The 25,375-nt window shown below is 61.8% G+C and carries 35 protein-coding genes and 1 pseudogene; 2 read left to right on the top strand and 34 right to left on the bottom strand.

What is annotated here, in order from left to right:
• The 3 genes and pseudogenes from U5A65_RS39845 to U5A65_RS39835 form a co-directional block, all read right to left on the bottom strand.
• Window positions 1–427 (bottom strand): annotated as a pseudogene (locus U5A65_RS39845) (c-type cytochrome biogenesis protein CcsB); the annotation flags it as partial.
• Between the two features lie 46 nt (window positions 428–473).
• Window positions 474–2,711, bottom strand: coding sequence for a cytochrome c biogenesis protein ResB (locus U5A65_RS39840; protein WP_321949597.1), 2,238 nt, complete (start codon window positions 2,709–2,711; stop codon window positions 474–476).
• A 162-nt stretch (window positions 2,712–2,873) separates the two neighbouring features.
• Complete coding sequence (locus tag U5A65_RS39835; protein WP_321917564.1) at window positions 2,874–3,548, bottom strand: c-type cytochrome; 675 nt, start codon at window positions 3,546–3,548, stop codon at window positions 2,874–2,876.
• 238 nt (window positions 3,549–3,786) lie between these two features.
• On the opposite strand from U5A65_RS39835, the gene yihA reads away from it, so the two are divergent.
• Window positions 3,787–4,443 carry a ribosome biogenesis GTP-binding protein YihA/YsxC gene (gene yihA / locus U5A65_RS39830; protein ID WP_321939835.1) on the top strand — a complete coding sequence of 219 codons (657 nt, stop codon included), beginning with the start codon at window positions 3,787–3,789 and terminating at the stop codon, window positions 4,441–4,443.
• A 398-nt stretch (window positions 4,444–4,841) separates the two neighbouring features.
• On the top strand, window positions 4,842–5,840 hold the full coding sequence (hemB, locus tag U5A65_RS39825; protein WP_321939836.1) for a porphobilinogen synthase: 999 nt from the start codon (window positions 4,842–4,844) through the stop codon (window positions 5,838–5,840).
• An 82-nt stretch (window positions 5,841–5,922) separates the two neighbouring features.
• Here the strand turns inward: hemB and dsbD are convergent, their stop codons facing one another.
• The 31 genes from dsbD to rplC form a co-directional block, all read right to left on the bottom strand.
• Window positions 5,923–7,890, bottom strand: coding sequence for a protein-disulfide reductase DsbD (gene dsbD, locus U5A65_RS39820; RefSeq protein ID WP_321949596.1), 1,968 nt, complete (start codon window positions 7,888–7,890; stop codon window positions 5,923–5,925).
• Window positions 7,883–8,194, bottom strand: a complete 312-nt coding sequence (gene cutA / locus U5A65_RS39815) for a divalent-cation tolerance protein CutA (protein WP_199272101.1) — start codon at window positions 8,192–8,194, stop codon at window positions 7,883–7,885. Before cutA ends, dsbD begins: the two co-directional genes overlap by 8 nt.
• 183 nt (window positions 8,195–8,377) lie before the next feature.
• Complete coding sequence (locus tag U5A65_RS39810; RefSeq protein ID WP_321949595.1) at window positions 8,378–10,813, bottom strand: family 20 glycosylhydrolase; 2,436 nt, start codon at window positions 10,811–10,813, stop codon at window positions 8,378–8,380.
• Between the two features lie 360 nt (window positions 10,814–11,173).
• Window positions 11,174–11,566, bottom strand: a complete 393-nt coding sequence (gene rplQ, locus U5A65_RS39805; protein ID WP_027797304.1) for a 50S ribosomal protein L17 — start codon at window positions 11,564–11,566, stop codon at window positions 11,174–11,176.
• A 128-nt stretch (window positions 11,567–11,694) separates the two neighbouring features.
• The gene (locus tag U5A65_RS39800) at window positions 11,695–12,672 is read right to left on the bottom strand and encodes a DNA-directed RNA polymerase subunit alpha (protein WP_027819335.1); all 978 of its coding nucleotides are present in this window, start codon (window positions 12,670–12,672) and stop codon (window positions 11,695–11,697) included.
• A gap of 124 nt (window positions 12,673–12,796) precedes the next feature.
• Window positions 12,797–13,420, bottom strand: coding sequence for a 30S ribosomal protein S4 (gene rpsD, locus U5A65_RS39795; protein WP_158758789.1), 624 nt, complete (start codon window positions 13,418–13,420; stop codon window positions 12,797–12,799).
• Window positions 13,421–13,584: 164 nt separating this feature from the next.
• Window positions 13,585–13,989 (bottom strand): 30S ribosomal protein S11, encoded by a 405-nt coding sequence (gene rpsK, locus U5A65_RS39790; protein WP_006052224.1) that lies wholly within the window; start codon window positions 13,987–13,989, stop codon window positions 13,585–13,587.
• A gap of 28 nt (window positions 13,990–14,017) precedes the next feature.
• Window positions 14,018–14,383, bottom strand: a complete 366-nt coding sequence (rpsM, locus tag U5A65_RS39785; protein ID WP_028213337.1) for a 30S ribosomal protein S13 — start codon at window positions 14,381–14,383, stop codon at window positions 14,018–14,020.
• 35 nt (window positions 14,384–14,418) lie between these two features.
• Window positions 14,419–14,535 (bottom strand): 50S ribosomal protein L36, encoded by a 117-nt coding sequence (gene rpmJ / locus U5A65_RS39780; protein ID WP_027819338.1) that lies wholly within the window; start codon window positions 14,533–14,535, stop codon window positions 14,419–14,421.
• 21 nt (window positions 14,536–14,556) lie between these two features.
• On the bottom strand, window positions 14,557–14,775 hold the full coding sequence (infA, locus tag U5A65_RS39775; RefSeq protein WP_004521905.1) for a translation initiation factor IF-1: 219 nt from the start codon (window positions 14,773–14,775) through the stop codon (window positions 14,557–14,559).
• An 8-nt stretch (window positions 14,776–14,783) separates the two neighbouring features.
• Window positions 14,784–16,130: a preprotein translocase subunit SecY gene (gene secY, locus U5A65_RS39770; RefSeq protein ID WP_028206524.1), complete on the bottom strand. Its 1,347-nt coding sequence runs from the start codon at window positions 16,128–16,130 to the stop codon at window positions 14,784–14,786.
• A gap of 59 nt (window positions 16,131–16,189) precedes the next feature.
• A complete protein-coding gene (gene rplO, locus U5A65_RS39765) occupies window positions 16,190–16,624 on the bottom strand; it encodes a 50S ribosomal protein L15 (RefSeq protein WP_028228146.1) in 435 nt (144 codons plus the stop codon).
• A 30-nt stretch (window positions 16,625–16,654) separates the two neighbouring features.
• Entirely contained in the window at window positions 16,655–16,837 is a 183-nt protein-coding gene (gene rpmD / locus U5A65_RS39760; RefSeq protein ID WP_010106952.1) for a 50S ribosomal protein L30, read from the bottom strand.
• Window positions 16,838–16,848: 11 nt separating this feature from the next.
• Window positions 16,849–17,367 (bottom strand): 30S ribosomal protein S5, encoded by a 519-nt coding sequence (gene rpsE, locus U5A65_RS39755; RefSeq protein WP_028206522.1) that lies wholly within the window; start codon window positions 17,365–17,367, stop codon window positions 16,849–16,851.
• 14 nt (window positions 17,368–17,381) lie between these two features.
• Entirely contained in the window at window positions 17,382–17,747 is a 366-nt protein-coding gene (gene rplR, locus U5A65_RS39750) for a 50S ribosomal protein L18 (protein ID WP_027819343.1), read from the bottom strand.
• 12 nt (window positions 17,748–17,759) lie between these two features.
• Window positions 17,760–18,290, bottom strand: a complete 531-nt coding sequence (rplF, locus tag U5A65_RS39745; RefSeq protein ID WP_321917555.1) for a 50S ribosomal protein L6 — start codon at window positions 18,288–18,290, stop codon at window positions 17,760–17,762.
• 18 nt (window positions 18,291–18,308) lie between these two features.
• A complete protein-coding gene (gene rpsH, locus U5A65_RS39740; protein WP_027819345.1) occupies window positions 18,309–18,704 on the bottom strand; it encodes a 30S ribosomal protein S8 in 396 nt (131 codons plus the stop codon).
• A 14-nt stretch (window positions 18,705–18,718) separates the two neighbouring features.
• Complete coding sequence (gene rpsN, locus U5A65_RS39735) at window positions 18,719–19,024, bottom strand: 30S ribosomal protein S14 (protein WP_028206520.1); 306 nt, start codon at window positions 19,022–19,024, stop codon at window positions 18,719–18,721.
• Window positions 19,025–19,031: 7 nt separating this feature from the next.
• Complete coding sequence (rplE, locus tag U5A65_RS39730; RefSeq protein WP_069268213.1) at window positions 19,032–19,571, bottom strand: 50S ribosomal protein L5; 540 nt, start codon at window positions 19,569–19,571, stop codon at window positions 19,032–19,034.
• 16 nt (window positions 19,572–19,587) lie between these two features.
• Window positions 19,588–19,896 carry a 50S ribosomal protein L24 gene (rplX, locus tag U5A65_RS39725; protein WP_321917550.1) on the bottom strand — a complete coding sequence of 103 codons (309 nt, stop codon included), beginning with the start codon at window positions 19,894–19,896 and terminating at the stop codon, window positions 19,588–19,590.
• 9 nt (window positions 19,897–19,905) lie between these two features.
• Window positions 19,906–20,274, bottom strand: coding sequence for a 50S ribosomal protein L14 (gene rplN / locus U5A65_RS39720; protein WP_028206517.1), 369 nt, complete (start codon window positions 20,272–20,274; stop codon window positions 19,906–19,908).
• A gap of 346 nt (window positions 20,275–20,620) precedes the next feature.
• Window positions 20,621–20,893: a 30S ribosomal protein S17 gene (gene rpsQ, locus U5A65_RS39715; RefSeq protein ID WP_028206516.1), complete on the bottom strand. Its 273-nt coding sequence runs from the start codon at window positions 20,891–20,893 to the stop codon at window positions 20,621–20,623.
• Window positions 20,890–21,084: a 50S ribosomal protein L29 gene (rpmC, locus tag U5A65_RS39710; RefSeq protein WP_028206515.1), complete on the bottom strand. Its 195-nt coding sequence runs from the start codon at window positions 21,082–21,084 to the stop codon at window positions 20,890–20,892. Before rpmC ends, rpsQ begins: the two co-directional genes overlap by 4 nt.
• Before the next feature lie 10 nt (window positions 21,085–21,094).
• Window positions 21,095–21,511 (bottom strand): 50S ribosomal protein L16, encoded by a 417-nt coding sequence (rplP, locus tag U5A65_RS39705; protein ID WP_042269753.1) that lies wholly within the window; start codon window positions 21,509–21,511, stop codon window positions 21,095–21,097.
• Window positions 21,512–21,513: 2 nt separating this feature from the next.
• Complete coding sequence (rpsC, locus tag U5A65_RS39700) at window positions 21,514–22,305, bottom strand: 30S ribosomal protein S3 (protein ID WP_027797287.1); 792 nt, start codon at window positions 22,303–22,305, stop codon at window positions 21,514–21,516.
• Between the two features lie 11 nt (window positions 22,306–22,316).
• Complete coding sequence (gene rplV, locus U5A65_RS39695) at window positions 22,317–22,646, bottom strand: 50S ribosomal protein L22 (RefSeq protein WP_004199272.1); 330 nt, start codon at window positions 22,644–22,646, stop codon at window positions 22,317–22,319.
• A gap of 12 nt (window positions 22,647–22,658) precedes the next feature.
• Window positions 22,659–22,934, bottom strand: coding sequence for a 30S ribosomal protein S19 (gene rpsS, locus U5A65_RS39690; RefSeq protein WP_027797286.1), 276 nt, complete (start codon window positions 22,932–22,934; stop codon window positions 22,659–22,661).
• Window positions 22,935–22,944: 10 nt separating this feature from the next.
• Entirely contained in the window at window positions 22,945–23,772 is an 828-nt protein-coding gene (gene rplB, locus U5A65_RS39685; protein ID WP_321917547.1) for a 50S ribosomal protein L2, read from the bottom strand.
• Between the two features lie 2 nt (window positions 23,773–23,774).
• Complete coding sequence (gene rplW, locus U5A65_RS39680) at window positions 23,775–24,089, bottom strand: 50S ribosomal protein L23 (RefSeq protein WP_028206513.1); 315 nt, start codon at window positions 24,087–24,089, stop codon at window positions 23,775–23,777.
• Window positions 24,086–24,706: a 50S ribosomal protein L4 gene (gene rplD / locus U5A65_RS39675; RefSeq protein ID WP_028222627.1), complete on the bottom strand. Its 621-nt coding sequence runs from the start codon at window positions 24,704–24,706 to the stop codon at window positions 24,086–24,088. Before rplD ends, rplW begins: the two co-directional genes overlap by 4 nt.
• Complete coding sequence (rplC, locus tag U5A65_RS39670; protein WP_028222628.1) at window positions 24,706–25,365, bottom strand: 50S ribosomal protein L3; 660 nt, start codon at window positions 25,363–25,365, stop codon at window positions 24,706–24,708. Before rplC ends, rplD begins: the two co-directional genes overlap by 1 nt.
• Window positions 25,366–25,375: the final 10 nt, after the last annotated feature.

Below are 25,375 nucleotides of genomic sequence, written 5' to 3'. Positions count from 1 at the left end.
AGATGGCCGACTGGCTGGAGAGGAAATACTTGAGGAAGAAGGCCTGGTCGGCGCGCGCGAGGTCGCCCTGGTAGATCTGGATCGCGAACAGCGCGAGCACCGCGATACCCGCCATGAGCAGCCGCGCCGGCTTCCAGCGCCAGCCCAGCACGACGAGCGCCGGCGTCGTGCCGCAGAGCACCAGCTTGTCGTAGTAGTTCATGTGCGCGTGATAGCGCGAGAGCGCGAAGCCTGCGCCTGCCACGAGCGCCAGCGCGAACAGCCAGTCCACCACGCTCAGGCGGCGCAGGAAGGGGCGTTCGTCGAACAGGGCGTCGGCGAGAGGATCGTGTGCGCTCGCGGCGCCGTGCGCGTGAGCGGCATTGGCCACCTGAGCACGTTCGGCGCGGCGGGCCTTCGCGGAAGAGGAAACCTGAGACAAGTCCATGGGCTTACCGGTATTGATCGTGAGTGGCTGTCATCGCGTGCGTGGATCAGGGCGCACGGTCCTTGCCGCTGCCGTTCGTGTCGCCCGCATCGCTCGCTGCGCCGGTTTGCGGCGCCGCGCCTAGCGCACGGCCAACCGCGTCGCGGGTACGGGCGAACTCCTTCTCGAAGTCGAGGGTACGGCGGGCGGTCGACATCGCCATGATGACGTCGACGCCGTGGTCCTGATCATCCTGGCCCTTGCGGTCCTTCAACCAGAACCACAGACGCCGCTCACGCACGTAGAACATCGAGAAGATGCCGAGCACGAGCAACAGGCTGCCAAGATACACGACTTTCTTGCCCGGCGCGCGCGTCAACTGAAATACCGAAGCTTGCACCTGCTTGAATGAATCGAGCTGTAGATAGACGGGAGATCCATACAGGAAGCTGTCGGAAATCGCGTTGATCGAGTCTTGTACGAAGCGCGCGGCGTCGGCGTCGGGCTTCAGGTCGGGTTCGCCGGCCTGCTCGCGCGCGAGCTGCCAGAGGTCCCACGTCGCGCCCTCCAGCATGCGCAGCAGAAGGCTCGCCGCCTTTTCCTGCTGATCCTTCGGCACCGACTTGTCGATGAAGGCGGCCACGGCCTGGAAGCCGCCGGCGGCGCCCGCAGCTGCCGTCGCACCTGTCGGCGGAGGCACTGCGCCCGCGAAAAGGGTCAAGACACGCTCTGCGCTGTCTTCGAGATGCTGTTGCAGTTCGCTGTTCGAGGCGGGGACCGAACGCGCGGCGAAGCGCTTTGCCGCCTGCGCGCGGAGTGCGGGGTCCTCGAAGGCCGCGCGCAGCATCATCCACTCCTTCGGCGTGCCGCCACTGTCGGCGGGAATGCGCAGATAGCGGAACGGATCGTCGGGATTCTCGCGCATGCCGGCGAGGAACATGCGGTCGCCGCCGCCCACGTCCACGGGCAGCATGTAGTTGTTGTACTCGCGCGCCTGGCCGTCCTTGTCGCGCACCTTGTACTGCACCGAAGGGCCGACGTTATGCAGATCGAGCGGCTTTGAGCTCTTCGCACCGGACCCGAGACGCTCGTCGAACGCCTCCTTGAGCGACTGGTGCGCCACGCCGCGCGCGTCGTTCGCGCCACTGCCGTTCGAGATGTTTTCGACGTTGATCGCGCGGAAGTCGGCGAATTCGATGGTTTGCCCATCCACGCCCGGCACCGTCTGGCCGGCGGGCAGCGCGAGCGGCGCCGAATTGCCGATCGTGCCGCCGAACGGGAAGCTCTTCGCGCTTGCGCCGGACATGGGCCACGCCGTCATCGACATCTGCGAGCCGCCGTCCTGGAAGCTCGACTGGTAGATCGACACGCCGTCGTACTCGAATGGCTCGTTCACCTCGATGCGCGCGGGAATGCGCTGCCCCGTCTTGTGGTCGATCACGACGATGTCGCTCGCAAAGAGCTTGGGCATGCCGGTCGAGTAGTAATCGACGATGAACTTGTTGAGCTGGATGGAGAACGGCAAGTCCTGGATCAGCGAGCCGTCGGGCTGGTTCAGGATGGCCGTGGAAACGAACTGGCCTTCCGGTACCCAGGCGTAGCCGCGGAAGGTCGGGTTGGACTGCGAGAGCCGGTGCTCGGGCGGTATGTCGTTGATGACCGTGTTGCTGCGAATCGGCGTCTTGTCGAAGAGCCACATCTGGAATTTGATCGGCAGATTGCTGTCGAGCAGGCCGCCAAGACAAATGATCACGATCGCGAGGTGCGCGAAGATGTAGCCGATCTTCGTGAGCGCGCCGCGCTTGGCCGCGATGAGCGTGGCGCCGTCGGACTCGCGCGTGACGAATTTGTAGCCCATGCGCTGCGCCAGCTTGCCGAGCGTGGCGGCCGTTTGTGCGCGCGTGGCGCCCTCCACTGCGAACTCGCCCTTGTGATGGAACGCGCGCAAGCTGCCTTCGCGGACCTTGTCCTTCCAGCTCTTCATGTCCGCGAGCATCTTCGGCGCGTTGCGGATCACGCACAGCGAGACCGACACGACGAGAAAGCCGAGAATCGTCATGAACCACCACGCGCTGTAGACCGTGTAGAGGCTCAGCGAGCGGAAGATGTCGGCCCAGAAGGGGCCAAACTGATTGACGTAGTTCGGGTACGGGTCATCCTGCGTGAGCACCGTGCCGATGATGCTCGCAATGGCGAGCACAACGAGCAGCGCAATCGCGAAGCGCATCGAACTGATCAGTTCGACAGCGCTTTTCACTGCCTTCTGGCGAACATTCAACTGCAAACCCTGCGTGGTGACGCTCATTCAAACTCCGCTTTTCGCTCTTGCCGGCTTCTTGCCGGCTTCTTGCTGATGAGGCGCTACAGCAAAAAAGGGTGCAGGCGCGCCGCCTGCATGACGACGCCCTCACCCTTTTCTTGTTTTTCGGCCGGCCGCCCGATCAAACAGGCGGCAGGCCTATGACGCTCAATGCAGGCCGGCCGCGTAATCGGCGACGGCCTTGATTTCGTCGTCCGAGAGCCGGTGCGCGATGGTGCGCATCGGATCGTTATTGTTACGCGTGCCCTGCTGGAAGGCATTGAGCTGTGCAACGACATATTCCGACCACTGGCCCGAGAGCCGCGGATACTGGATCGGAATGCCCTGGCCCGTGGGTCCGTGGCACGCCGCACACGCCGGCACGCCCTTGTCCGCGATACCGCCACGCCAGATCGACTGGCCGAACGGCACGGTCTTCGCGTCGCGCGCGTAGCCGGGTTTGGGTGTCTGGGAGGCGAACCAGGCCGCCACGTTGATCATATCCTGGTCTGACAGCGCCGCAGCGAAGCCCGCCATGATGGGGTTCGCGCGCGCCGCTGGCTTGCCGCCGGGCTGCGGTTTGAAGTCCTTGAGTTGCTTGACGAGATAGTCGGCGTGCTGGCCGGCAAGCTTGGGATAGGCGCCGCCGGTGCTGTTGCCGTCGGCCGCGTGACAGGCCGCGCACACCTGTGCGGCAATGGCTTGCCCCCGGGCGAGGTCGGGCTTGGCCGGCGTTCCCTGATCCGCCGCGCTTGCGTGCCCCGCCATCATGAATAAACCCGCTGTTAGACCCGACGCTATCGCACTCTCGAACACCTTCAAGCACTTGCCCAGTCGATTCATTCGCGCACCTTGTTTCGTCTTGTGGGAATCAGGTTCTGCAATGGACGACAGCGACCGATCTACCTCGAAAGGCCCGCGCTGGCCTCACTGGTATTCAGTAAACCATCGCATTGTACAATAGCGCGCAAGGCAGCTCCGCGCCAGTCGGGCCTGCCCCCGATATCCCAGATTCCATCCCGGGCGCCTCCGGGCCCGGCGGGCCACCCGCCGCGTTGTTTCATATTGTGGTCCTTTTCCGATGGCCTTCCTGCTGCACCAAGCCCGCTTCTTCACGACGGTGAACCATATGCGCGACCTGCCCGCTACGGCGCGGCCCGAGGTTGCGTTCGCCGGCCGTTCGAACGCCGGCAAATCCACCGCCATCAACCTGCTGTGCAACCAGAAACGGCTCGCCTTCGCCTCGAAGACGCCGGGCCGCACCCAGCATATCAACTACTTCTCGGTCGGCCCCGCGGACGACCCCGCGGGCTATCTCGTCGACCTGCCCGGCTACGGCTACGCCGAAGTGCCGGCAGCCGCGAAGGCGCACTGGGAACAGTTGCTCTCGCTGTACCTGCAAACGCGCGCCCAACTCTCGGGCCTCATCCTGATGATGGACGCCCGCCGCCCGCTCACCGACCTCGACCGCCGCATGGTCGAATGGTTTGCGCCGACGGGCAAGCCGATCCACGCACTCCTCACGAAGTGCGACAAATTGACGCGTCAGGAAAGCGTGCTCGCGCTGCGCACGGCGAACAAGGCGTTCGACGAGTACAGCAAGCAAGGCTATGAAGGGAAGCTGAGCGCCCAGCTTTTTTCGGCGCTCAAGCGCGTGGGGCTCGACGAAGCGCACGCCGTGATCGAGAGCTGGATCGTGCCGCAGGAATCGCTCGGCGAGACCAACACGCAAGCGTAATAGCACCGCTGGCCCGTCGCTCCAGGCAGGCCATCAGCCGTCGAAAAGCCCACACACTCGGGCGTTTCACGCGTTTTCGTCAGATCTTTTCGCAACGCAGGCGCGGCTTTCGCCGTGCTATGTGCGTTACCGCACACAGACCGCACCGACGCCAGGCGCAAACGCCCTTTTGGGTCTTCGCGTCGGGGCCTTGCCACGCCAAGTCCGCGGCACATAAAAAAACCCGCCGTGATTTCCGGCGGGTTAAACAGCCTTATCGAAAAACGACAGGCACCCGCTCAGGGAGGAGAAGCGGGGAGCTCGGCGCCAGGCGCCTCGCTCGATCGGTATGATATACCATTGTCCCGAAAAGTTTCCTGCGCTCCCGGGACCCATCCCGTTTCAAGATATCCGCCGACATGAGCTTCTATCCGCATCATCGTCCGCGCCGCATGCGACGTGACGATTTCTCGCGCCGTCTGATGCGCGAAAACCTCCTCACCACGAATGATCTGATCTACCCCGTATTCGTCATTGCGGGCAACAACGTGCGCGAAGCCGTGCCGTCGATGCCCGGCGTCGAACGTGTGTCGATCGATCTGCTGATGGGCGTCGCCGAGCAGTGCGTCGAACTCGGCATTCCCGTGCTTTCGCTCTTCCCTGTTGTCGATCCGGCGCTCAAGACGCCCGATGGCATCGAGGCAACGAACCCCGACGGTGTGATTCCGCGCGCCGTGCGCGAGCTGAAGAAGCACTTCCCCGACCTCGGCGTGCTTTGCGACGTCGCGCTCGACCCGTATACGAGCCACGGCCAGGACGGCGTGCTCGACGAGAACGGCTACGTCATCAACGACGAAACCATCGAGATCCTCGTCGCGCAGGCGCGCGCGCAGGCCGAAGCGGGCGTCGATATCGTCGCGCCTTCGGACATGATGGACGGCCGCATCGGTGCGATCCGCGAGATGCTCGAGAGCGAGAACCACATCCACACGCGCATCATGGCGTACTCGGCCAAGTACGCTTCGGCGTTCTACGGACCGTTCCGTGACGCCGTGGGCTCGGCGTCGAATCTGGGCAAGGGCAACAAGATGACCTACCAGATGGACCCGTCGAACTCCGACGAAGCGCTGCGTGAAGTGCGCCTCGACATCGAGGAAGGCGCCGATATGGTGATGGTGAAGCCCGGCATGCCGTACCTCGACATCGTGCGCCGCGTGAAGGACGAATTCCGCTTCCCGACCTACGTGTATCAGGTGAGCGGCGAATACGCCATGCTCAAAGCCGCCGCGCAGAACGGCTGGCTCGATCACGACAAGGTGATGATGGAATCGCTGCTCGCGTTCAAGCGCGCGGGCGCCGACGGCATCCTCACGTATTTCGCGCTCGACGCCGCTCGTTTGCTGCGCGCACAGAAGTAAGCGCCGCGCGCACTGCATGAAAAAAGGCACGTCTGCGGACGTGCCTTTTTGTTTTTTGCTCGCGCAATACCGCAGATCCCGATCAGGCCGAAGGCGCTCCCTGCGTCTGCGGCGCGGGTGCCGTCAAGCGATCGAGACGCGCGAGGAAGCGGTCGGCGTTTTCGTAGCCGACCACGCGCAGCACTTCCCGGCCCTGCGTATCGAAGAAGATGATGCCAGGCGGTCCGAAGAGTCCAAAGCGCTTGAGCAGCGCCTGATCGTCGGAATTGTTGGCCGTGACGTCTGCGCGCATCAGGCCCAGTTCCGCGAGGCGTGCCTGCACGCGAGGGTCGCTGAACGTGAACTTCTCCATCTCCTTGCAGCTCACGCACCAGTCGGCGTAGAAGTCGAGCATCGACGGCTTGCCCGCTGTCTTGAGCGCCGCGTCCAGTTGCGCCGGCGAGCGCACGGGGGCAAAGACCAGCGCGTTCGCTGCGCTGGCGCCGGCGGACTGCGCCGCGCCGGTTGCGGCAACATCGCTCGCACCACCCACGCGCGCGGCAAGCACCGCAAGCGGACGCAGCGGATCGGTCGAGCCCGCCGCAAGACCGACGATCAGCGTCGCCGCCCAGATTGCGAACGCCGCGCCGAGACCGCGCCCGAGGCGGCGCCAGACGTTGGCCGCACCCGCGTTCGGCGTGAAAAGCCCAAGCGCGGCGGCCGCGAGCAGCAGCCAGAGGGCGGCGAGCAGCATCTGCGCGGTGGCGCCGAGCACCGGCCAGACGATCCACAGCGCGGCCGCCAGCAGCACGACGCCGAAGAATACCTTCACGCCATCCATCCATGCGCCCGCGCGAGGCAGCAGCGAGCCCGCGCCGAGGCCGAGGATCATCAGCGGCACACCAAGACCCAAGCCCATCGCAAAGAGCGCTGCGCCGCCCAGCACGGCGTTGCCCGTGTGCGCGATAAAGGCGAGCACCGCGAAAAGCGGCGCGGTCATGCAGGCGCCCACCACGAGCGCGGAAAGTGCACCCATCACGGCGACCGCCGCAAATTTGCCGCCGGAGCGGCCCTGCGTGGCGCGCGAGGCGCCATCCTGCCAGCGCTGCGGCAGCGCGATGTCGTAGCCCGCGATCAACATGACCGCGAACGCTGCCAGGAGCACCGCGAACACGCCGAGCACCCACGGATTTTGCAACCACGCCCCCAGGCTCTGCCCGACCAGCGCAGCGGCGATGCCCAGCACCGTGTAGACGAGCGCCATGCCGAGCACGTAGACGAACGAGAGCGCGAAGCCACGCGAGCGCGTGACGCGAACGCCCTCACCAACGATGATCGCCGAAAGGATCGGGATCATCGGATACGAACAGGGCAAGAGGCTCAGCACCATGCCGGCCACGAAGTACAGGCCGACCACGGCGAAAAAGCCGCCGCCCTGAAGCAACGACTGCGCATAGTCGGCGCTCGTGGCGCGCTCGTACCAGGGCTCCCCGGTGTCGCCAGCAGCGGGCGCTGCGTTGGATTGCGTCAGGGGCGTGGGCGTCGAGCGTGCCGCACCCGGAACGGTGCTCTGGCCAGCCGTAGCGGCCTGCAAAGCCGCGCCACTCACGTGGAACACGTGCTCAGCAGGCGGATAACAGATGCCGGCATCGGCACAGCCCTGCGACGTCACCGCGAGATCGAATGGACCGCTCGCCTTCTGCACCGGCACGTGAATCGTCAGCTCGCCACGATAGGTCTCGACGTTCTTCTGGAAAGTCGGATCGAACTTGATGTGGCCGGGCGGGATTTGCACCTCGCCCAGTTCGGCCGTCCCGTTGCGCGCGGCGAAAGCGAAGCGCTCGCGGTACATGTAGTAGCCGTCTGCGATCTTGAAATGCACATCGACCATGCCCGGCGCTTCGCTCGCGCTGAAGGTGAAGGCCTGATCGGGCGGCAGAAAGTCATCGTCGGCGGCGCGCGCGAGAGAAGTGCCGAACAGCAGAGGCAGCACGCAGCAGACGAGCAGGAGGAAGCCGGACAGCGAGGCGTACGGCGCGACGCGGGGGCGCCGATCGAAGCGGTTAGACATGTAGGGTGCGCTGAGTCTCGGCATTGACCCATTGACCGTAGGCGTTCGACGCCGTGGCCTGCCACGAGAGAATCTCGGGCGTTTCGTAGGGATGCTGGGTCTGGATGAACTGTTCGAGCTCGGCCGCGCGGGCGAGGCTCGTCTTGAAGAGCAGCTGAATCTCGTTGCCTGACTCGATGCTGCCCTGCCAGTGGTACTGCGAGTGCACGGCGCCAAGGCGCGTCACGCACGCAGCGAGACGCTGCGCGAGCGCCCCGGAGGCGAGCTTTTCGGCGGTGCCCTCGTCGGGCACCGTGGTCAGCATCAGGGTCACATTGAGGGTCACGACGAACTCCGGCTGCGCCCTCTTTCAAAACAAGGGCTTGAGGCAAGACGTGATGCTACCACCGCCCCGACCGGCGCGTGCTGCGCGCCCGTTGATGTCCCTGCCGCGTGAGGTGCATGCGATCCGGTACTTTGTGGGCCGCCGGGCGCACTACACCACCGCTCAGGTTCCCGAGAGGCTGAGCGATGTGCGCACCACGGCTCCCGAGCGCTGTAACTTCGCGAGTTCGCGCGCCTGCACCACGCTCATGAACTCGGCCCAGTCCCGCGCCAGAGCGGCTTTGTCGACCTTGTCGGTGTCGCCGAGCTTGTAGCGCTCGCCAGCCCGATAAGGCAGTTCCCAAGGTGCACGGTGCCAGGACCGCTCGGCAAGCGCAAGCAGCCGCGGATACACCATGTACTCGAAAAGCCGATCGTTGCGCATCACCTCGCCCCACGCCTGGCCCTGCATGCCTTCGACGCGCGGTGCGGCGCCCATACCCGTCAGCTCGAACGGATTGCCATCCCGATCGGGCATGATCTCGGCGTTCTGCGGCAGGTTATCGGGGGCAAGCGAGAAGACCTTGAAGCTGTCCGTTGCGTGCGAACCCCAGTAGTAACCGCGCTCATGCGGATCGATCGTGTGAGGAAAGTCGAAGTAGAGGTAGTCGGGCAGCGCGAGGACCGCACGGTAGCCCTTCTGGCTCCACGATTGCGCGGTATCCGCGCCGCCCCAGAAGAGCGTGTCCCAGAGCGTCACCATCACACTGTTCGTGGCGAAGTCCTGTGGACCGCTGGCGTGCTTGAGACCGTCCTGCCACGCCGCCATCGCACCAATGCCGTTGGCGCTCACGAGCCGACTGACGTCGATCGCGAACATCGTGGGCAATTCGTCGACCGACGCCACCCTGCCTTGTCGAATCAGCGCGGCGCACCATGGCGAACGTGCCCATGGTTTGTCCTGTGCGGCAAGGTCGATGCGCCCCTTGGCGGGATCGCCGCCGTCGCGCGCCTGAAAGCCGGCGCCAAGCAGAATGTTCTTTGCCTCGTCGCCGCCGAAGTGCCAGATCGAGAGCGGCGCGCCTGCCTCGCGATGCATGGCGGCGATTTCGCCGATGATCTTGCCTGCGAAGCGGCGCGCGCCGTCGGAACAGGGGTTCAGATCGGTCCGTCGGTCGTAGAACTGCACCGACGTAATATTCGACGTGTCCTGAGGATCGAGCAGACGATACTCGTTGGCGCCTTGTTCGTCGCCCTGCGAATGCAGCTTGCGATAGCGCGCCTCCATCGACACCACCGCCGCGCGAGCATGCGCTGGCATATCGATTTCCGGGATGACCTCGATGAAGCGGTCGGCGGCATAGCGCACGAGCGCGATGTATTCGGCGCGGCTCAGGTAGCCGCCGCCCGATTCGTTGTTTGGCCCAGAGGCCAATTGGGGGATGAGGCACCGGGTTTCGCCGGGATCGTGGCAACGCTGTCCGCCGATGTCGGTCAACTCCGGCAAGCCGGGAATCTGGATGCGCCAGCCTTCGTCGTCGGACAGATGCAGGTGCAGGCGATTGAGCTTGTAGGCGCTCATCTGGTCGATGAGGCGCTGCAGGGTCGCAGGATGGCGGAAGTTGCGCGCGAGGTCGACCATCATCCCGCGATGTGTGTAGCGAGGCGCGTCTTCGATGGTCAGTGCCGGCACGCGACCGCCCCCAGCGGGAGTCAGGGAGAACAGGGTCTGCACGGCGTAGTAAAGGCCCGGTGCGTCGAAAGCGTCAATGGCCACCCCATCTCGCGCGATGATCAGCCGATAGCCCCCCGATACCGCGATGTCCGCTGGCAACGTGTTGGGCGCGAGGCGGCCCGTTATCTGCATGGACGCTCCCGTCAAGCCGAGCGCTGATGCGCGTGCCTGCAGCGCGGCAAGCTGCCCGCCCGGTAAATCCGGCAACCCGAGCGCCACCCCGCCGATCTGGACGTCACCATCGCCCGCCTGCTCGCGCACAACGGCGGGAATCGCTCGCGCCGCAATCCGTTCGGCGGAAGGTGGCGAAGACTCAGCACGCGCACGTTGAACCTGCGCGGGCGTCTGCAGGAAAGCGGCCGCGCTATCCGGGCTGGGCGGCAGGCTTTCGACATACTGGGTTTCGTCGTCGGTATTGTTCGCCTTGAGGACGATCGGCGCCGCGCCGTCGACCACGACATAGGCGCGCGGCAACACATCGCTATAGCGCCGGTACCAGTACTCGCCCACGAAGGGCACTTCGATACGCTGACCCGGCGCCAGCGAGAATGCGCCTCGCTGGGGCGACAACGCGTACAGGTCGCCCGTAATGTGGCGCCACGAAATCGCAGCGTTGTCGATCGCGAGTATGCGCCGGATGCTGTGCATGTAGAGCGCCCAACCGCCTGCGCTCACGCGTTCTGTTCCCAGATTCTCGAGGATCAGGCGGCCACGCGCACAACTCGCCCAATCCGCGCCAAGGTTCGCGCAGGAAACACCGCTCTGGGTCGCGTCGTTCGTGTCGATGGCCACACTGAGCTTCAGGCTTGACGCGATCCGTTGCGCCTGGCCCTGGGTTGCGCCTGCGCTACTGTCGTCGGAGCCACTGCAAGCAGCAAGTGACATGGCAGCGGTCAGCGCGCAAAGCACTGCGACGAGTCGAGCGACTGAAGGATCCGAGGATCGTATTCGCGCGCCGCGAGTACTCCGCGGATGAGGCAAACCCACCGCGCACAACATCTTAAGTTGTCCGAATAAATCTCGAGAAAAATAAGACACGGTCTCCTCCGCTTTCAATAGCAGCTGCATTCGTGCCTGACTATACGTTGACGGTTCCGCATCGAGGTCGCGGTACATCAAACTCAGCGGCATTCGGTGGCGCTGCGTGCAATCGGGCGGAGCCAAAAGCAAAAAAGCCAGGCTAGGCCTGGCTTTTTTGCGTGCCGCTCGATCCGCAGTCAACAACTGCGTCAAGCGACTGAAAGCTTATTCCGCTTCCTGGACGTTCTCTTCCGCGACTTCCGGACGATCGAGCAGTTCGACCAGTGCCATCGGTGCGTTGTCGCCAACACGGAAACCGAACTTCAGGATACGCAGGTAGCCGCCCGGGCGGTTCGCGAAACGCGGACCGAGCACGTCGAACAGCTTCGTGACCGAGTCACGATCGCGCAGGCGGTTGAATGCCAGACGACGGTTTGCGAGCGACGGCTTCTTGCCCAGCGTGATGAGGGGCTCGACAACCTTACGGAGTTCCTTCGCCTTCGGCAGCGTCGTCTTGATGACTTCGTGCTCGATGAGCGAGTTGGACATGTTACGGAGCATTGCCAGACGGTGGCTGCTCGTGCGGTTCAGTTTCCGCAGACCATGACGGTGACGCATTTCAATTTCCTTGAAACAAAGTTTTGGTCCAGCTCTTCTATCGCTTCGCGACTACCGAAGCACGGGCCGGTACGTGAAAAAGGCAAGACGCGGATTTTAAAGGAAAATCCGCGTCCGTGCCACATACATTACTTGTCGAGACCAGCCGGCGGCCAGTTTTCGAGCTTCATGCCGAGCGTGAGACCGCGCGAAGCGAGCACTTCCTTGATCTCGTTGAGCGACTTGCGACCCAGGTTCGGGGTCTTGAGCAGCTCGTTCTCGGTGCGCTGGATCAGGTCGCCGATGTAGTAGATGTTCTCGGCCTTCAGGCAGTTCGCCGAGCGAACCGTGAGTTCGAGATCGTCCACCGGACGCAGCAGGATCGGATCGATCTGCGGTGCGCGCGACGGGGCTTCCGCCGCCGTTTCCGTGCCTTCCAGTGCAGCGAACACCGACAGCTGATCCACGAGGATGCGCGCCGACTGGCGGATCGCTTCCTCAGGCGAGATCACGCCGTTGGTTTCGATGTTCATCACGAGCTTGTCGAGGTCGGTACGCTGTTCAACGCGAGCGCTTTCCACGGCGTAGCTCACGCGGCGAACCGGCGAGAACGATGCGTCCAGCACGATACGGCCGATGATCTTGGCCGACTCGTCGCCATAGCGGCGCACGTTGCCCGGCACGTAGCCACGGCCCTTCTCGATCTTGATCTGCACGTCGAGCTTGCCGCCCTTCGTGAGGTGCGCAACCACGTGTTCCGGGTTGATCACTTCGCAGTCGTGCGAGAGTTCGATGTCGCCAGCGGTGACAACGCCTTCGCCTTCCTTGCGCAGCGTAACCGTCACTTCGTCACGGTTATGCAGCTTGAAAACAACGCCCTTCAGGTTCAGCAGCAGGTTGACCACATCCTCTTGCACACCATCAAGCGTCGAGTATTCGTGCACGACGCCTGCGATCGTCACTTCGGTCGGCGCGTAGCCCACCATCGACGACAGCAGCACGCGCCGGAGCGCGTTACCCAAGGTGTGGCCATAACCGCGTTCGAACGGCTCCATGACCACTTTCGCGTGGTTGTCGCCGAGCGATTCCACAGCGATGATCTTGGGTTTCAACAAACTGGTTTGCATAGGTTTTCCTTTTCAATACCCTCGGCTCGTTACACCGATAAGGCTGAGATGGCAACAACCTGAAAAAAACGGCCGAGGCCGCCTCCTGCGCGAAGCACAGAGGTTACCCCGGCCGTCAATCCGATTACCGCGAATACAATTCGACGATCAGGCTTTCGTTGATGTCGCCAGCGATGTCGCTGCGCTCAGGCATGCCCTTGAACGTGCCTTCGAACTTCTTCGCGTCGACCGACACCCAACCTGCCATGCCGCCTTGCTCTGCGAGCGAGAGGGCTTCGACGATACGCGCCTGCTTCTTCGCCTTTTCGCGAATCGCAACGACGTCGCCTGCCTTCACTTGCATCGACGGGATGTTCGCGACGACGCCGTTCAGCGTGAGAGCCTTGTGGCTCACGAGCTGACGCGCTTCAGCGCGGGTCGATGCGAAGCCCATGCGGTACACGACGTTGTCGAGACGCGACTCGAGCAGTTGCAGCAGGTTTTCGCCGGTGTTGCCCTTGATACGGTCAGCTTCTGCGAAGTAGCGGCGGAACTGGCGCTCGAGCACGCCGTAGATACGCTTCACTTTCTGCTTTTCGCGAAGCTGCGTGCCGTAGTCGGACGTACGGGCGCCCGAAGTGCGGCCGTGCTGGCCCGGCTTGCTGTCAAGCTTGCACTTGTCGGCGAGCGAGCGGCGTGCGCTCTTCAGGAAGAGGTCGGTGCCTTCACGGCGGGACAGCTTGGCCTTCGGGCCGATATAACGTGCCACGTTGCTTTCCTTCGATAATTGATCACGCGAAACCTTAGTGGGAAAACCCGCGGTATCGCGCTAGTCCGGCCCTTTGAGCCGAACGGTGGGCTTAGTCAATTCAATAACGCCGAGAGCCTGGGTCGCCGTTTCCGGCGGCTCAGGCGTTCGGCTCAAACGACGCCTTAGATACGGCGGCGCTTCGGCGGACGGCAGCCGTTGTGCGGGACCGGCGTCACGTCGGAGATCGCGGTGATCTTGATGCCAAGACCATGCAGCGCGCGCACCGCCGATTCGCGGCCAGGACCGGGGCCCTTGATCCGCACTTCGAGGTTCTTGACGCCGTATTCCATTGCAACACGGCCAGCCGATTCGGCTGCGACCTGAGCTGCGAAGGGGGTCGACTTACGCGAGCCCTTGAAGCCCTGACCGCCCGACGTTGCCCAGGCAAGTGCATTGCCTTGACGATCGGTGATCGTGATGATGGTGTTGTTGAACGACGCGTGAACGTGAACCACGCCCTCGGCGACGTTCTTCTTAACCTTCTTGCGAACGCGTTGCGCCGCGGAGTTGTTCGAAGCCTTAGCCATTACGTTTTCCTGTAACTTTCAGTTCCGCTTACTTCTTCAGCGACTGTGCTGCGCGGCGCGGACCCTTACGCGTACGTGCGTTGGTACGCGTACGCTGGCCACGCAGGGGCAGGCCCTTGCGATGGCGCACGCCGCGGTAGCAGCCGAGGTCCATCAGGCGCTTGATGTTCATCGTCACTTCACGGCGGAGATCGCCTTCGACGACAAACTTGCCCACTTCCTCACGCAGCTTTTCCAGATCCGCGTCGTTCAGGTCCTTGACCTTCTTGTTGAACGGCACACCGGCGGCCACGCAGATGTTGCGCGAACGCGTGCGGCCAACACCGAAAATTGCCGTCAGGCCGATTTCAGTGTGCTGGTGGTTCGGGATGTTAACCCCTGCAATACGAGCCATTGTTTTTCCTCAAACAAAAAGCGCAAGCGCGCTAATCAGCCTTGGCGCTGCTTGTGGCGCGGGTCCGAGCTGCAGATCACGCGAACGACGCCGTTGCGCTTGATGATTTTGCAGTTGCGGCAAATGCGCTTTACCGATGCCATCACTTTCATGATATTACCCTTTTTCCTAAATCACTTCGCCCGGAACACGATCCGCGCACGCGACAGATCGTAAGGCGTCAACTCAACCGTCACCTTGTCGCCCGGGAGAATGCGGATGTAGTGCATCCGCATCTTTCCGGAAATATGTCCCAGAACGACATGGCCGTTTTCCAGCTTCACCCGGAAGGTTGCGTTGGGGAGGTTTTCGATCACCTCGCCTTGCATCTGGATTACATCGTCTTTGGCCATAGGTCCTTTTAACGCATCGGGACGCCGCCGCCCTTGAAGTTGGCCTTCTTGAGCAGCGATTCATATTGTTGCGACATTACGTACGACTGCACCTGCGCCATGAAGTCCATTGTGACGACGACAATGATCAGCAGCGACGTTCCACCAAAATAAAACGGCACATTCCAGCGCAGCACCAGAAACTCCGGCAGCAGGCAAACGAACACGATATAGATCGCACCGGCCAGCGTCAGACGCGTGAGGATGCGGTCGATATAACGTGCCGTCTGATCGCCCGGGCGGATGCCAGGTACGAACGCGCCACTCTTCTTCAGGTTGTCGGCCGTCTCCCTGCTGTTGAACACCAGTGCGGTGTAGAAGAAGCAGAAGAACACGATCGCCAACGCATACAGCAACACGTACACGGGCTGGCCAGGCTTGAGGGCTTCGGCCACATTGTGCAGCGTGTCCGCAAACCAGCCGGTTCGCGAACCCGAACTGAACCAGTTCAGGATAGTTGCCGGGAACAGGATGATCGACGACGCGAAGATCGGCGGAATCACACCCGACATGTTCAACTTGAGCGGCAGGTGGGACGACTGCCCGCCGTAAATCTTGTTACCGACCTGACGCTTCGCATAGTTCACGAGGATCTTGCGCTGGCCGCGTTCGATGAACACCACCAGGTACGTCACGGCTGCGATCAGAACGACCACGATGATTGCCGAGATGATGCTCATCGAGCCGGTGCGAACCAGTTCGAAAAGCCCACCGAGCGCATTCGGGAAGCCTGCCGCGATCCCGCCGAAGATGATGATCGAGATACCGTTGCCAAGCCCGCGTTCCGTGATCTGCTCACCAAGCCACATCAGGAACATCGTGCCCGTTACGAGCGTCACGACCGTCGTCAAGCGGAACACCATGCCCGGATCGATCACGAGGCCGGGCTGGTTTTCCAGCGCGACCGCGATGCCGAACGCCTGAAACGTCGCCAGCACCACCGTGAAGATCCGCGTGTACTGCGTGATCTTGCGTTGTCCAGCCTGCCCTTCTTTCTTCAGCGCTTCCAGCTGCGGCGAGACAATCGCCATCAGCTGCAGGATGATCGACGCCGAAATATACGGCATCACACCCAGCGCGAAGATCGTGAACCGCGACAGTGCGCCACCCGAGAACATGTTGAACATGCCAAGGATGCCGCCCGACTGGCTTTGAAAGAGCTTCGCCAGCTGGTCCGGATCGATACCCGGGACCGGAATATGCGCGCCGATACGATAAACGACCAACGCCAGCAGCAGGAACACTGCCCGCCGACGCAGGTCGCCGAACTTCGGAGCGCTGCGACCGGTTTTTGCGAGACTCGGGCTGTTAGCCAAGTAGCTTCTCCGATGCAGATGCTAGTGACGGCGGGCAAGCCCGCGCGCACCACTCACAATCACTCGGCAAAAGAACCGCCTGCTGCTTCAATCGCAGCACGCGCATTCTTCGTCGCACCCAGACCCTTCACGACGACCTTACGCTTGATCTCGCCGGTAGCGATGATCTTCGCGCTGCGGGTCAGTTCGCCCACGAGGCCTGCCTGCTTGAGAGCCAACAGATCGATTTCGTCGACCGGCAGCTTCTCGAGGTCGGCGAGGCGCACTTCACCAACGAATTCCTTCGTCAGCGAGGTGAAGCCACGCTTCGGCAGACGACGCTGCAGCGGCATTTGACCGCCTTCGAAGCCAACCTTGTGGAAGCCGCCCGAACGCGATTTCTGACCCTTGTGACCACGGCCAGCGGTCTTGCCGAGGCCGGAGCCGATGCCGCGACCGACGCGACGCTTAGCGTGCTTCGCGCCTTCTGCCGGCTTCAGGTTATTCAATTCCATTTCAAACTCCTGGAGTCTTTGGTCGACCGCTTAGCCGATGACCTTAACGAGGTACGAGACCTTGTTGATCATGCCGCGCACAGCCGGCGTGTCCTGCAGCTCGGAAACCGAGTTCAGGCGGCGCAGGCCGAGACCGCGCACGGTGGCACGGTGCGTTTCGCGGGTCCCAATCAGGCTCTTGACGAGCTGAACCTTGACAGTTTTTTCAGACATGGTGCCCACCCTTAGCCCAGAATGTCTTCGACGGACTTGCCGCGCTTCGCTGCGATGTCAGCCGGGGTCGATTGCTTGCGCAGACCGTCCAGCGTGGCACGAACGAGGTTGTACGGGTTCGTCGAACCGTGGCTCTTGGCCACGACGTTCTGCACGCCCATCACGTCGAACACTGCGCGCATCGGGCCGCCGGCGATCACGCCCGTACCTGCCTTCGCCGGAGCGAGGAGGACGACCGATGCGCCGTGCTTGCCGTGCACTTCGTGTTGCAGGGTGCCGTTCTTCAGGGGCACCTTGAACATGTTGCGGCGAGCTTGTTCCATCGCCTTCTGGACAGCAACGGGCACTTCCTTCGACTTGCCCTTGCCCATACCGACGCGGCCATCACCGTCGCCAACCACGGTCAGTGCGGCGAAGCCGAGAATACGGCCACCCTTCACGACCTTGGTCACGCGGTTGACCGAAATCATTTTTTCGCGGAGGCCGTCGTCGCGTTCGTCAGCCTGAACTTTCGCTTGCATCTTTGCCATGACGAATTCCTTCCTTAGAACTTGAGCCCGGCTTCGCGCGCAGCATCAGCCAGCGCCTTGACGCGGCCGTGATAGCGGAAACCCGAGCGGTCAAAGGCGACGGATTCGATGCCGGCGGCCTTAGCCTTTTCTGCAATACGCTTGCCGATCAGCGAGGCTGCTGCGACGTTGCCGCCCTTGCCCGACTGGTCAGCCAGTTGCGCACGCACTTCAGCTTCAAGCGTCGACGCGCTGGCCAGCACCTTGGTGCCGCAGGGCGAGAACACTTGCGCATAGATGTGCGTGTTCGTGCGATGCACGGCCAGACGCGCGACCTGCAGCTCAGCGATCTTGAGACGCGTCTGACGAGCGCGGCGCAGGCGAGATTGAGTCTTATCCATGATTGCGCACCCTTACTTCTTCTTCGTTTCTTTGAGGATCACGACCTCGTCGGCGTAACGCACACCCTTGCCCTTGTAGGGCTCCGGCGGGCGATAACCGCGCACTTCTGCAGCGGTTTGGCCGACTTTCTGCTTGTCGATCCCCTTGATCACGATTTCCGTTTGCGACGGGGTTTCAGCCTTGATGCCTTCCGGCATCTGGTGCACCACGGGGTGCGAGAAACCCAGCGACAGGTTCAGCTTGTCGCCTTGCGCTTGAGCACGGTAACCGACGCCAACCAGCGTCAGCTTGCGCTCAAAACCCTTCGTCACGCCTTGCACCATGTTCGCGACAATTGCGCGCATCGTGCCCGACATTGCATTGGCTTCGCGGCTTTCATCGGTCGGCTCGAACTTGAGCGTACCGTTGTCGTTCACCACCTTCACGAGGCGGTTCGCAGCTTGCGAAATCGTACCCAGCGGGCCCTTGACGGTAATCTTCTCGTCGCTGAGCGTCGCTTCTGCGCCTTGCAGCGCGATCGGGCTCTTACCTACTCGAGACATGTTTCTTCTCCTTAGGCCTTAAGCGACGTAGCAGATAACTTCGCCGCCGACGCCAGTAGCGCGCGCCTTGCGGTCCGTCATCACACCCTTGGGCGTCGACACGATCGCAACGCCCAGGCCATTCATGACCTGCGGGATATCGTTGCGGCCGCGGTACACGCGCAGACCCGGCTTCGAAACGCGTTCGATGCGCTCGATAACGGGACGGCCAGCGTAGTACTTCAACGCGATGTTCAATTCCGACTTCGCACCTTCGGTTTTCACCGCGAAGTCGTCGATATAACCTTCGTCCTTCAGAACCTGCGCAATCGCAATCTTCACTTTCGACGAGGGCATAGCAACCGAAACCTTCTCGACCATCTGCGCATTGCGGATGCGAGTCAGCATATCGGCGATAGGATCACTCATGCTCATTTATGTTTCTCCTATTACCAGCTCGCCTTGGTGATGCCAGGGATCTCACCACGGAACGCGATTTCACGAATCTTGTTACGTGCGAGACCGAATTTGCGGAACGTGCCACGCGGACGGCCCGTGATCGCGCAGCGGTTACGCTTGCGAGTCGGGTTCGAGTTGCGGGGCAGTTGTTGCAGTTCGAGGCGAGCTGCGTAGCGCTCTTCTTCCGACTTGCTTTGGTCGTCGATGATCGCCTTCAGCGATGCGCGCTTCGGCGCAAATTTCGCTGCCAGACGAGCGCGCTTCTTTTCACGTTCGATCAGTGCCAGTTTAGCCACGGTAACCTCAGTTTCTGAACGGGAACTTGAAGCCGGCGAGCAGTGCCTTTGCTTCTTCGTCGGTCTTCGCGGTCGTCGTGATGCTGATGTTCAGCCCACGCAGCGCGTCGATCTTGTCGTAGTCGATTTCGGGGAAAATGATCTGCTCTTTCACACCGATGTTGTAGTTACCACGGCCGTCGAACGCCTTGCCCGACACGCCACGGAAGTCGCGCACGCGGGGCAGCGCAACCGTCACGAAACGGTCCAGGAATTCGTACATGGCGTTGCCACGCAGCGTGACCATCGTGCCGATCGGGTAGCCTTCGCGGATCTTGAAGCCGGCGATTGCCTTGCGCGACTTCGTGATGACGGGCTTCTGGCCGGCGATCTTCGTGAGGTCGCCAACGGCGTGCTCGAGGACCTTCTTGTCAGCGACGGCTTCACCAACACCCATGTTCAGGGTGATCTTGGTGAGGCGCGGCACTTCCATGACCGACTTGTAACCGAACTTCTCGATCAGGCCAGGAACGACCTTCTCTTTATAAAATTCTTGCAAACGTGCCATTTTTTACTCCGCAGCGTCAGGCGCTCAGAACAGCACCGGTCGTCTTCAGGAAACGGACCTTCTTGTCCCCTTCGACCTTGATGCCCACGCGCGACGGCTTACCGTTCGCGTCGACCAGTGCGACGTTCGAGATAGCCACCGGCATTGCCTTGGCTTCCACGCCACCCGTCGTACCCTTCATGGGGTTCGGCTTCACATGCTTTTTAGCGATGTTGATGCCTTCGACAGTGACGCGCTCTTCGCCGATGGCCAGCACGACGCCGCGCTTGCCCTTGTCTTTGCCAGTGACGATGATGACTTCGTCACCCTTGCGAATCTTGTTCATCGCGACTCCTTACAGCACTTCCGGCGCCAGCGAAACGATCTTCATGAATCGTTCGCTACGCAGCTCACGCGTAACCGGCCCGAAAATGCGGGTGCCGATCGGCTCAAGCTTGGTATTCAAAAGCACGGCGGCGTTGCCATCGAACTTGATCAGCGAGCCGTCTTGACGGCGCACGCCCTTCGCAGTGCGAACCACAACAGCGTTGTAGATTTCGCCCTTTTTCACGCGCCCGCGCGGCGTTGCTTCCTTGACGCTCACCTTGATGATGTCGCCAATGCTGGCATAACGACGCTTCGAGCCGCCGAGCACCTTGATGCACAGGACTTCACGTGCACCCGTGTTGTCGGCTACTTCAAGCCGAGTTTCGGTCTGGATCATGGTTTATCTTTCCCAACTTAATCCGGTCGCGCCACCATGGCACATCCGGTCAGTCTTGGTCCCGTCAGCCGCGCCGCCACTAGAACGACCGCTCAGCTGCTTGGGTAAGAACAGCAGCGACGGCAAACGAAACCGGCCATCGCATTCCGGTGAATCTTGCTAACCCGGACTGGCGCCCGGATCTGCTTCCCCACCTACATTCGCCTGCTGCTTTGCCAACAGCAAGCCCAAAAGGAGGGAAGACCAAGATTATAACCAGACAATCTTGGCCTCGCAAGCGAAATCTTCAGCGATTTCAATTACTTCTACACCCCGGAGAATGACTCCCCGGGGTGCTGCGTCACTTTTAGATGACGCGTGCTGCTTCGATCAGCTTCGACACGGTCCAGGCCTTCGTCTTCGAGAGAGGACGGGTTTCCTGAATTTCAACGAGGTCACCCTCGTTGTACGTGTTCGCTTCGTCGTGAGCGTGGTACTTCTTCGACTGCACGACGTACTTGCCGTAGATCGGGTGCTTAACGCGGCGCTCGACCAGGACGGTGACCGTCTTGTCCATCTTGTTGCTGACGACCTTGCCGACCAGCGTCCGCTTAAGCGAGGTTTTCACGCTTTCGTTCATTTCTGGTTCGCCTTCTGAGTCAGGACGGTCCGCACACGTGCGATGTCGCGACGAACCTTCTTCAGCTGGCTCGTGTTCGTGAGCTGCTGGGTCGCGAGTTGCATGCGCAGGCCGAATTGCGCCTTCAAGAGGTCCGACAGCTCTTTGTCGAGCGCGGCCTTGTCTTTCTGAAGAAGTTCAGATGCCTTCATCAATCACTCCTTAGGCGCCGAGCTGGCGAACCATGAAGACCGTCTTCAGCGGCAGCTTGGCTGCAGCCAGACGGAAGGCTTCACGGGCCAGTTCTTCGGACACACCATCCATTTCATACAGCATCTTGCCCGGCTGAATCTCGGCGACGTAGTACTCAGGGTTACCCTTACCGTTACCCATACGCACTTCCGCCGGCTTTTGCGAGATCGGCTTGTCCGGGAAGATACGGATCCAGATGCGGCCGCCACGCTTGATGTGACGCGTCATTGCACGACGCGCTGCTTCAATCTGACGCGCGGTCAGGCGACCACGACCGATAGCCTTCAGACCGTATTCACCGAACGAAACCGCGTTGCCGCGCGTTGCGATACCGGTGTTACGACCCTTCTGCTCTTTGCGATACTTCCTGCGTTTCGGTTGCAGCATCGTTATTCTCCACTCTTGCCGTCACCGCCGGCGCCACGGCGCGGTGCGCCACGACGGGCACCCGGTGCACCTTCGCCATCACGGCGCGGACGACGATCGCCCGGGCGCGCGTTGCGGCGCGGACGCTTTTCTTCGGCGACTTCTTCCACCACCGGTGCGTCGTTGCGGCCGAGCGTGTCGCCCTTGTAGACCCAAACCTTCACGCCGATGATGCCGTACGTCGTCTTCGCTTCCGAGGTTGCGTAGTCGATGTCAGCACGCAGCGTGTGAAGCGGCACTCGACCTTCGCGGTACCACTCGGTACGTGCGATTTCGATACCGTTCAGACGGCCGGCGCTCATGATCTTGATGCCCTGGGCACCCAGACGCATTGCGTTCTGCATCGCGCGCTTCATTGCGCGACGGAACATGATGCGGCGCTCGAGCTGCTGCGTGATCGAATCGGCGATCAGTTGAGCATCGGTTTCCGGCTTGCGGATTTCTTCGATGTTCACGTGAACCGGAACGCCCATGCGCTTCTGGAGTTCGGCCTTGAGGAGTTCGATGTCCTCGCCCTTCTTGCCGATCACCACACCCGGGCGCGAGCTGTAAATCGTGATGCGAGCGTTCTTTGCCGGACGCTCGATCACAACACGGCCCACCGAAGCGTTCTTCAGCTTCTTCTTCAGGTATTCACGAACACCGATGTCTTCCTTCAACATCGCCGCGAAATTGTTGTTGTTCGCGTACCAACGCGAAGCCCAATTGCGGCTGACGGCCAAACGGAAGCCAGTCGGATGAATTTTCTGTCCCATCGTATGGCTCCTTAATTCCCGACCGTCACAGTGATGTGACAGGATTGCTTCTCGATGCGGTTGCCGCGGCCCTTGGCGCGCGCGGTGAAACGCTTCAGCGAAGCTGCCTTGTCGACGTAGATGCTCTTGATCTTGAGCTCGTCGATGTCAGCACCTTCGTTGTGTTCCGCGTTTGCGATCGCCGAGAGCACAACCTTTTTCACGATGCCAGCCGCTTTCTTCGGCGAGAACGTCAGAACGTTCAGTGCCTTGTCGACCGGCAGACCGCGGATCTGGTCAGCCACAAGGCGCGTCTTCTGCGCCGAGATGCGGGCACCGCGATGAATTGCCTTCACTTCCATCTTGATTGCCCCTTATTTCTTGGCCTTCTTGTCGGCTGCGTGACCCTTGAACGTACGGGTCAGTGCGAACTCGCCAAGCTTGTGGCCGACCATGTTTTCCGTGACATACACCGGAACGTGTTGACGGCCGTTATGAACGGCGATCGTCAGGCCGATGAAGTCCGGCAGGATCGTCGAACGACGCGACCAGGTCTTGATCGGTTTCTTGTCGCGCGTAGCTGCAGCCGCCTCAACCTTCTTCAGCAAATGGGCGTCGCAGAACGGACCTTTCTTAATAGAACGTGCCATTGCCTACTCCTTAACGCTTGTGACGGCGCTGGACGATCATGCTCGTCGTGCGCTTGTTGCTGCGGGTGCGATAGCCCTTCGTCGGCGTGCCCCACGGGCTCACCGGGTCGCGACCAGCCGCAGTCTTGCCTTCGCCACCACCGTGCGGGTGGTCGACCGGGTTCATTGCAACGCCACGGACCGTCGGGCGGATACCGCGCCAGCGGTTCGCGCCAGCCTTACCGATTTGACGGAGGCTGTGCTCTTCGTTGCCGACTTCACCGATCGTTGCGCGGCACTCAACGTGCACGCGACGGATTTCACCCGAACGCAGACGAACCTGCGCGTAGATGCCTTCACGTGCCAGCAGCATTGCCGACGTACCAGCCGAACGCGCGATCTGCGCGCCCTTGCCCGGCAGCATTTCGATGCAGTGGATCGTCGTACCGACCGGAATGTTGCGGATCGGCAGTGCATTGCCTGCCTTGATCGGCGCTTCCGAACCCGACATCAGCTGCGCACCAACCGCCACGCCCTTCGGCGCGATGATGTAGCGGCGCTCGCCGTCTGCGTACAGAACCAGCGCGATGTTCGCGCTACGGTTCGGGTCGTACTCGAGACGCTCGACCTTCGCTGCGATACCGTCCTTGTTGCGACGGAAATCGATCACGCGGTAGTGCTGCTTGTGACCACCACCCTGGTGACGCGTCGTGATACGACCGTTGTTGTTACGACCGGCCTTCGAGGACTTCTTTTCGAGCAGCGCTGCGAACGGCGCACCCTTATGGAGGTCCTTGTTGACGATCTTGACCATCGCGCGGCGACCCGGCGAGGTCGGCTTAACTTTCACGATTGCCATGATTACTTGGCCTCCGCTTCAAAGTTGATTTCCTGGCCGGGCTTCAGGCAGACATACGCCTTCTTCACGTCCTTGCGCTTGCCGTTGAAGCGGCCAAAGCGCTTGGCTTTACCCTTCTGGACCAGCACGTTGACGGACTCGACTTCCACCTTGAACAGCAGCTCGACAGCAGCCTTGACTTCCTGCTTGTTCGCGTCCGGCGCGACTTCGAAGACGACTTGTTCGTTCTTCTCCGCAACCAGCGTCGCCTTTTCGGAGATCACCGGTGCGAGCAGGACCTGCATCAAACGATGATCGTTCTTGCGAATCTCGCTCATGACAGCAACTCCTCGATCTGGGCGACCGCTGCCTTCGTGATCAGGATCTTCTTGAAGTAGATCAGCGAGAGCGGGTCGGCAAAGCGCGGCTCAACGACTGCCACGTGGGGCAGGTTGCGCGACGCCAGGAACAGGTTCTCGTCGACCGTGTCGGTGATGACCAGCACGGATTCGAGACCCATGGCCTTGAATTTTTCGGCCAGCAGCTTCGTCTTCGGCGCTTCGAGCGAGAGCTCTTCCACGACCGAGATGCGGCCTTCGCGGGCCAGCTGCGAGAAGATCGAGCAGAGACCTGCGCGATGCATCTTCTTGTTGACCTTGTGCGAGAAGTTTTCTTCCGGCGAATTCGGGAAGATGCGACCACCGCCACGCCACAGCGGGCTCGACGACATACCGGCGCGAGCGCGGCCCGTACCCTTCTGACGCCACGGCTTCTTGGTGGTGTGCTTGACCTGTTCGCGGTCCTTCTGCGCGCGGTTACCGCTGCGCGCGTTCGCCTGATAGGCAACAACGATCTGGTGGATCAGCGCTTCGTTGTAGTCACGACCGAACACGACGTCCGATGCGTTGACTGCTGCGCCTTCCTGACCATTAGCGTTCAGGAGCTTCAGTTCCATTATTGCGCTCCTTTCTTGGCGCGGGCCTTGACAGCCGGCGTCACGAAAACCTTGCCGCCCTTTGCACCCGGGACAGCACCCTTCACGAGCAGCAGCTTGCGCTCTGCGTCGATACGGGCGATTTCGAGGTTTTGCACCGTCACGGTTTCGTCACCCATGTGACCGGTCATGCGCTTACCCGGGAAAACACGACCCGGATCCTGCGCCATACCGATCGAGCCCGGCACATTGTGCGAGCGCGAGTTACCGTGCGAAGCACGACCCGAAGCGAAGTTGTAACGCTTGATGGTACCGGCGTAGCCCTTACCGATCGAGGTGCCTTGCACGTCGATCTTCTGGCCTTCTTCGAAGAGTTCCACACCGATCACAGCGCCAGCGGACAGTTCGGCGGCCTTAGCGGCGTCGATCTGGAATTCCTTGAGGATTTCACCGGCTTGAACGCCAGCTTTGGCGAGATGACCTGCGAGCGGCTTCGTCACGCGCGATGCGCGGCGAGTGCCGAAAGCAACCTGCACGGCCGTGTAGCCGTCGGTTTCAACAGTCTTGATCTGCGTCACGCGGTTGTCGGACACGTCCAGCACGGTCACGGGAATCGAATCCCCGTCAGCCGTGAAGATACGCGTCATGCCAACCTTGCGACCTACGAGTCCAAGGCTCATCGTTTTCTCC

Source organism: Paraburkholderia sp. J10-1 (assembly GCF_905220165.1).
Classification (GTDB): Bacteria; Pseudomonadota; Gammaproteobacteria; order Burkholderiales; family Burkholderiaceae; genus Paraburkholderia.
This window is presented reverse-complemented; position numbering and strand designations above follow the sequence as displayed.

Excerpts from the sequence above, each read along its gene's own strand:
- rpmC (WP_028206515.1), bottom strand. The coding sequence starts at position 21,084 with ATGAAGGCATCTGAACTTCTTCAGAAAGACAAGGCCGCGCTCGACAAA.
- yihA (WP_321939835.1), top strand. The coding sequence starts at position 3,787 with ATGGCCTTCCTGCTGCACCAAGCCCGCTTCTTCACGACGGTGAACCAT.
- rplR (WP_027819343.1), bottom strand. The coding sequence starts at position 17,747 with ATGGATAAGACTCAATCTCGCCTGCGCCGCGCTCGTCAGACGCGTCTC.
- rplD (WP_028222627.1), bottom strand. The coding sequence starts at position 24,706 with ATGGAACTGAAGCTCCTGAACGCTAATGGTCAGGAAGGCGCAGCAGTC.
- rpsS (WP_027797286.1), bottom strand. The coding sequence starts at position 22,934 with ATGGCACGTTCTATTAAGAAAGGTCCGTTCTGCGACGCCCATTTGCTG.
- rplW (WP_028206513.1), bottom strand. The coding sequence starts at position 24,089 with ATGAGCGAGATTCGCAAGAACGATCATCGTTTGATGCAGGTCCTGCTC.
- rpsM (WP_028213337.1), bottom strand. The coding sequence starts at position 14,383 with ATGGCTCGTATTGCAGGGGTTAACATCCCGAACCACCAGCACACTGAA.
- infA (WP_004521905.1), bottom strand. The coding sequence starts at position 14,775 with ATGGCCAAAGACGATGTAATCCAGATGCAAGGCGAGGTGATCGAAAAC.
- rpsK (WP_006052224.1), bottom strand. The coding sequence starts at position 13,989 with ATGGCTAAGGCTTCGAACAACTCCGCGGCGCAACGCGTTCGCAAGAAG.
- cutA (WP_199272101.1), bottom strand. The coding sequence starts at position 8,194 with ATGCTGACCACGGTGCCCGACGAGGGCACCGCCGAAAAGCTCGCCTCC.
- rpmJ (WP_027819338.1), bottom strand. The coding sequence starts at position 14,535 with ATGAAAGTGATGGCATCGGTAAAGCGCATTTGCCGCAACTGCAAAATC.
- rplN (WP_028206517.1), bottom strand. The coding sequence starts at position 20,274 with ATGATCCAGACCGAAACTCGGCTTGAAGTAGCCGACAACACGGGTGCA.
- U5A65_RS39800 (WP_027819335.1), bottom strand. The coding sequence starts at position 12,672 with ATGCAAACCAGTTTGTTGAAACCCAAGATCATCGCTGTGGAATCGCTC.
- U5A65_RS39835 (WP_321917564.1), bottom strand. The coding sequence starts at position 3,548 with ATGAATCGACTGGGCAAGTGCTTGAAGGTGTTCGAGAGTGCGATAGCG.
- rplV (WP_004199272.1), bottom strand. The coding sequence starts at position 22,646 with ATGGAAGTGAAGGCAATTCATCGCGGTGCCCGCATCTCGGCGCAGAAG.
- rplE (WP_069268213.1), bottom strand. The coding sequence starts at position 19,571 with ATGGCACGTTTGCAAGAATTTTATAAAGAGAAGGTCGTTCCTGGCCTG.
- dsbD (WP_321949596.1), bottom strand. The coding sequence starts at position 7,890 with ATGTCTAACCGCTTCGATCGGCGCCCCCGCGTCGCGCCGTACGCCTCG.
- rplB (WP_321917547.1), bottom strand. The coding sequence starts at position 23,772 with ATGGCAATCGTGAAAGTTAAGCCGACCTCGCCGGGTCGCCGCGCGATG.
- U5A65_RS39810 (WP_321949595.1), bottom strand. The coding sequence starts at position 10,813 with ATGTCACTTGCTGCTTGCAGTGGCTCCGACGACAGTAGCGCAGGCGCA.
- rpsH (WP_027819345.1), bottom strand. The coding sequence starts at position 18,704 with ATGAGCATGAGTGATCCTATCGCCGATATGCTGACTCGCATCCGCAAT.
- rpmD (WP_010106952.1), bottom strand. The coding sequence starts at position 16,837 with ATGTCTGAAAAAACTGTCAAGGTTCAGCTCGTCAAGAGCCTGATTGGG.
- rplO (WP_028228146.1), bottom strand. The coding sequence starts at position 16,624 with ATGGAATTGAATAACCTGAAGCCGGCAGAAGGCGCGAAGCACGCTAAG.
- hemB (WP_321939836.1), top strand. The coding sequence starts at position 4,842 with ATGAGCTTCTATCCGCATCATCGTCCGCGCCGCATGCGACGTGACGAT.
- rplC (WP_028222628.1), bottom strand. The coding sequence starts at position 25,365 with ATGAGCCTTGGACTCGTAGGTCGCAAGGTTGGCATGACGCGTATCTTC.
- rplP (WP_042269753.1), bottom strand. The coding sequence starts at position 21,511 with ATGCTGCAACCGAAACGCAGGAAGTATCGCAAAGAGCAGAAGGGTCGT.
- rplX (WP_321917550.1), bottom strand. The coding sequence starts at position 19,896 with ATGAACAAGATTCGCAAGGGTGACGAAGTCATCATCGTCACTGGCAAA.
- U5A65_RS39840 (WP_321949597.1), bottom strand. The coding sequence starts at position 2,711 with ATGAGCGTCACCACGCAGGGTTTGCAGTTGAATGTTCGCCAGAAGGCA.
- rpsC (WP_027797287.1), bottom strand. The coding sequence starts at position 22,305 with ATGGGACAGAAAATTCATCCGACTGGCTTCCGTTTGGCCGTCAGCCGC.
- rplF (WP_321917555.1), bottom strand. The coding sequence starts at position 18,290 with ATGTCTCGAGTAGGTAAGAGCCCGATCGCGCTGCAAGGCGCAGAAGCG.
- rpsQ (WP_028206516.1), bottom strand. The coding sequence starts at position 20,893 with ATGAACGAAAGCGTGAAAACCTCGCTTAAGCGGACGCTGGTCGGCAAG.
- rplQ (WP_027797304.1), bottom strand. The coding sequence starts at position 11,566 with ATGCGTCACCGTCATGGTCTGCGGAAACTGAACCGCACGAGCAGCCAC.
- rpsE (WP_028206522.1), bottom strand. The coding sequence starts at position 17,367 with ATGGCAAAGATGCAAGCGAAAGTTCAGGCTGACGAACGCGACGACGGC.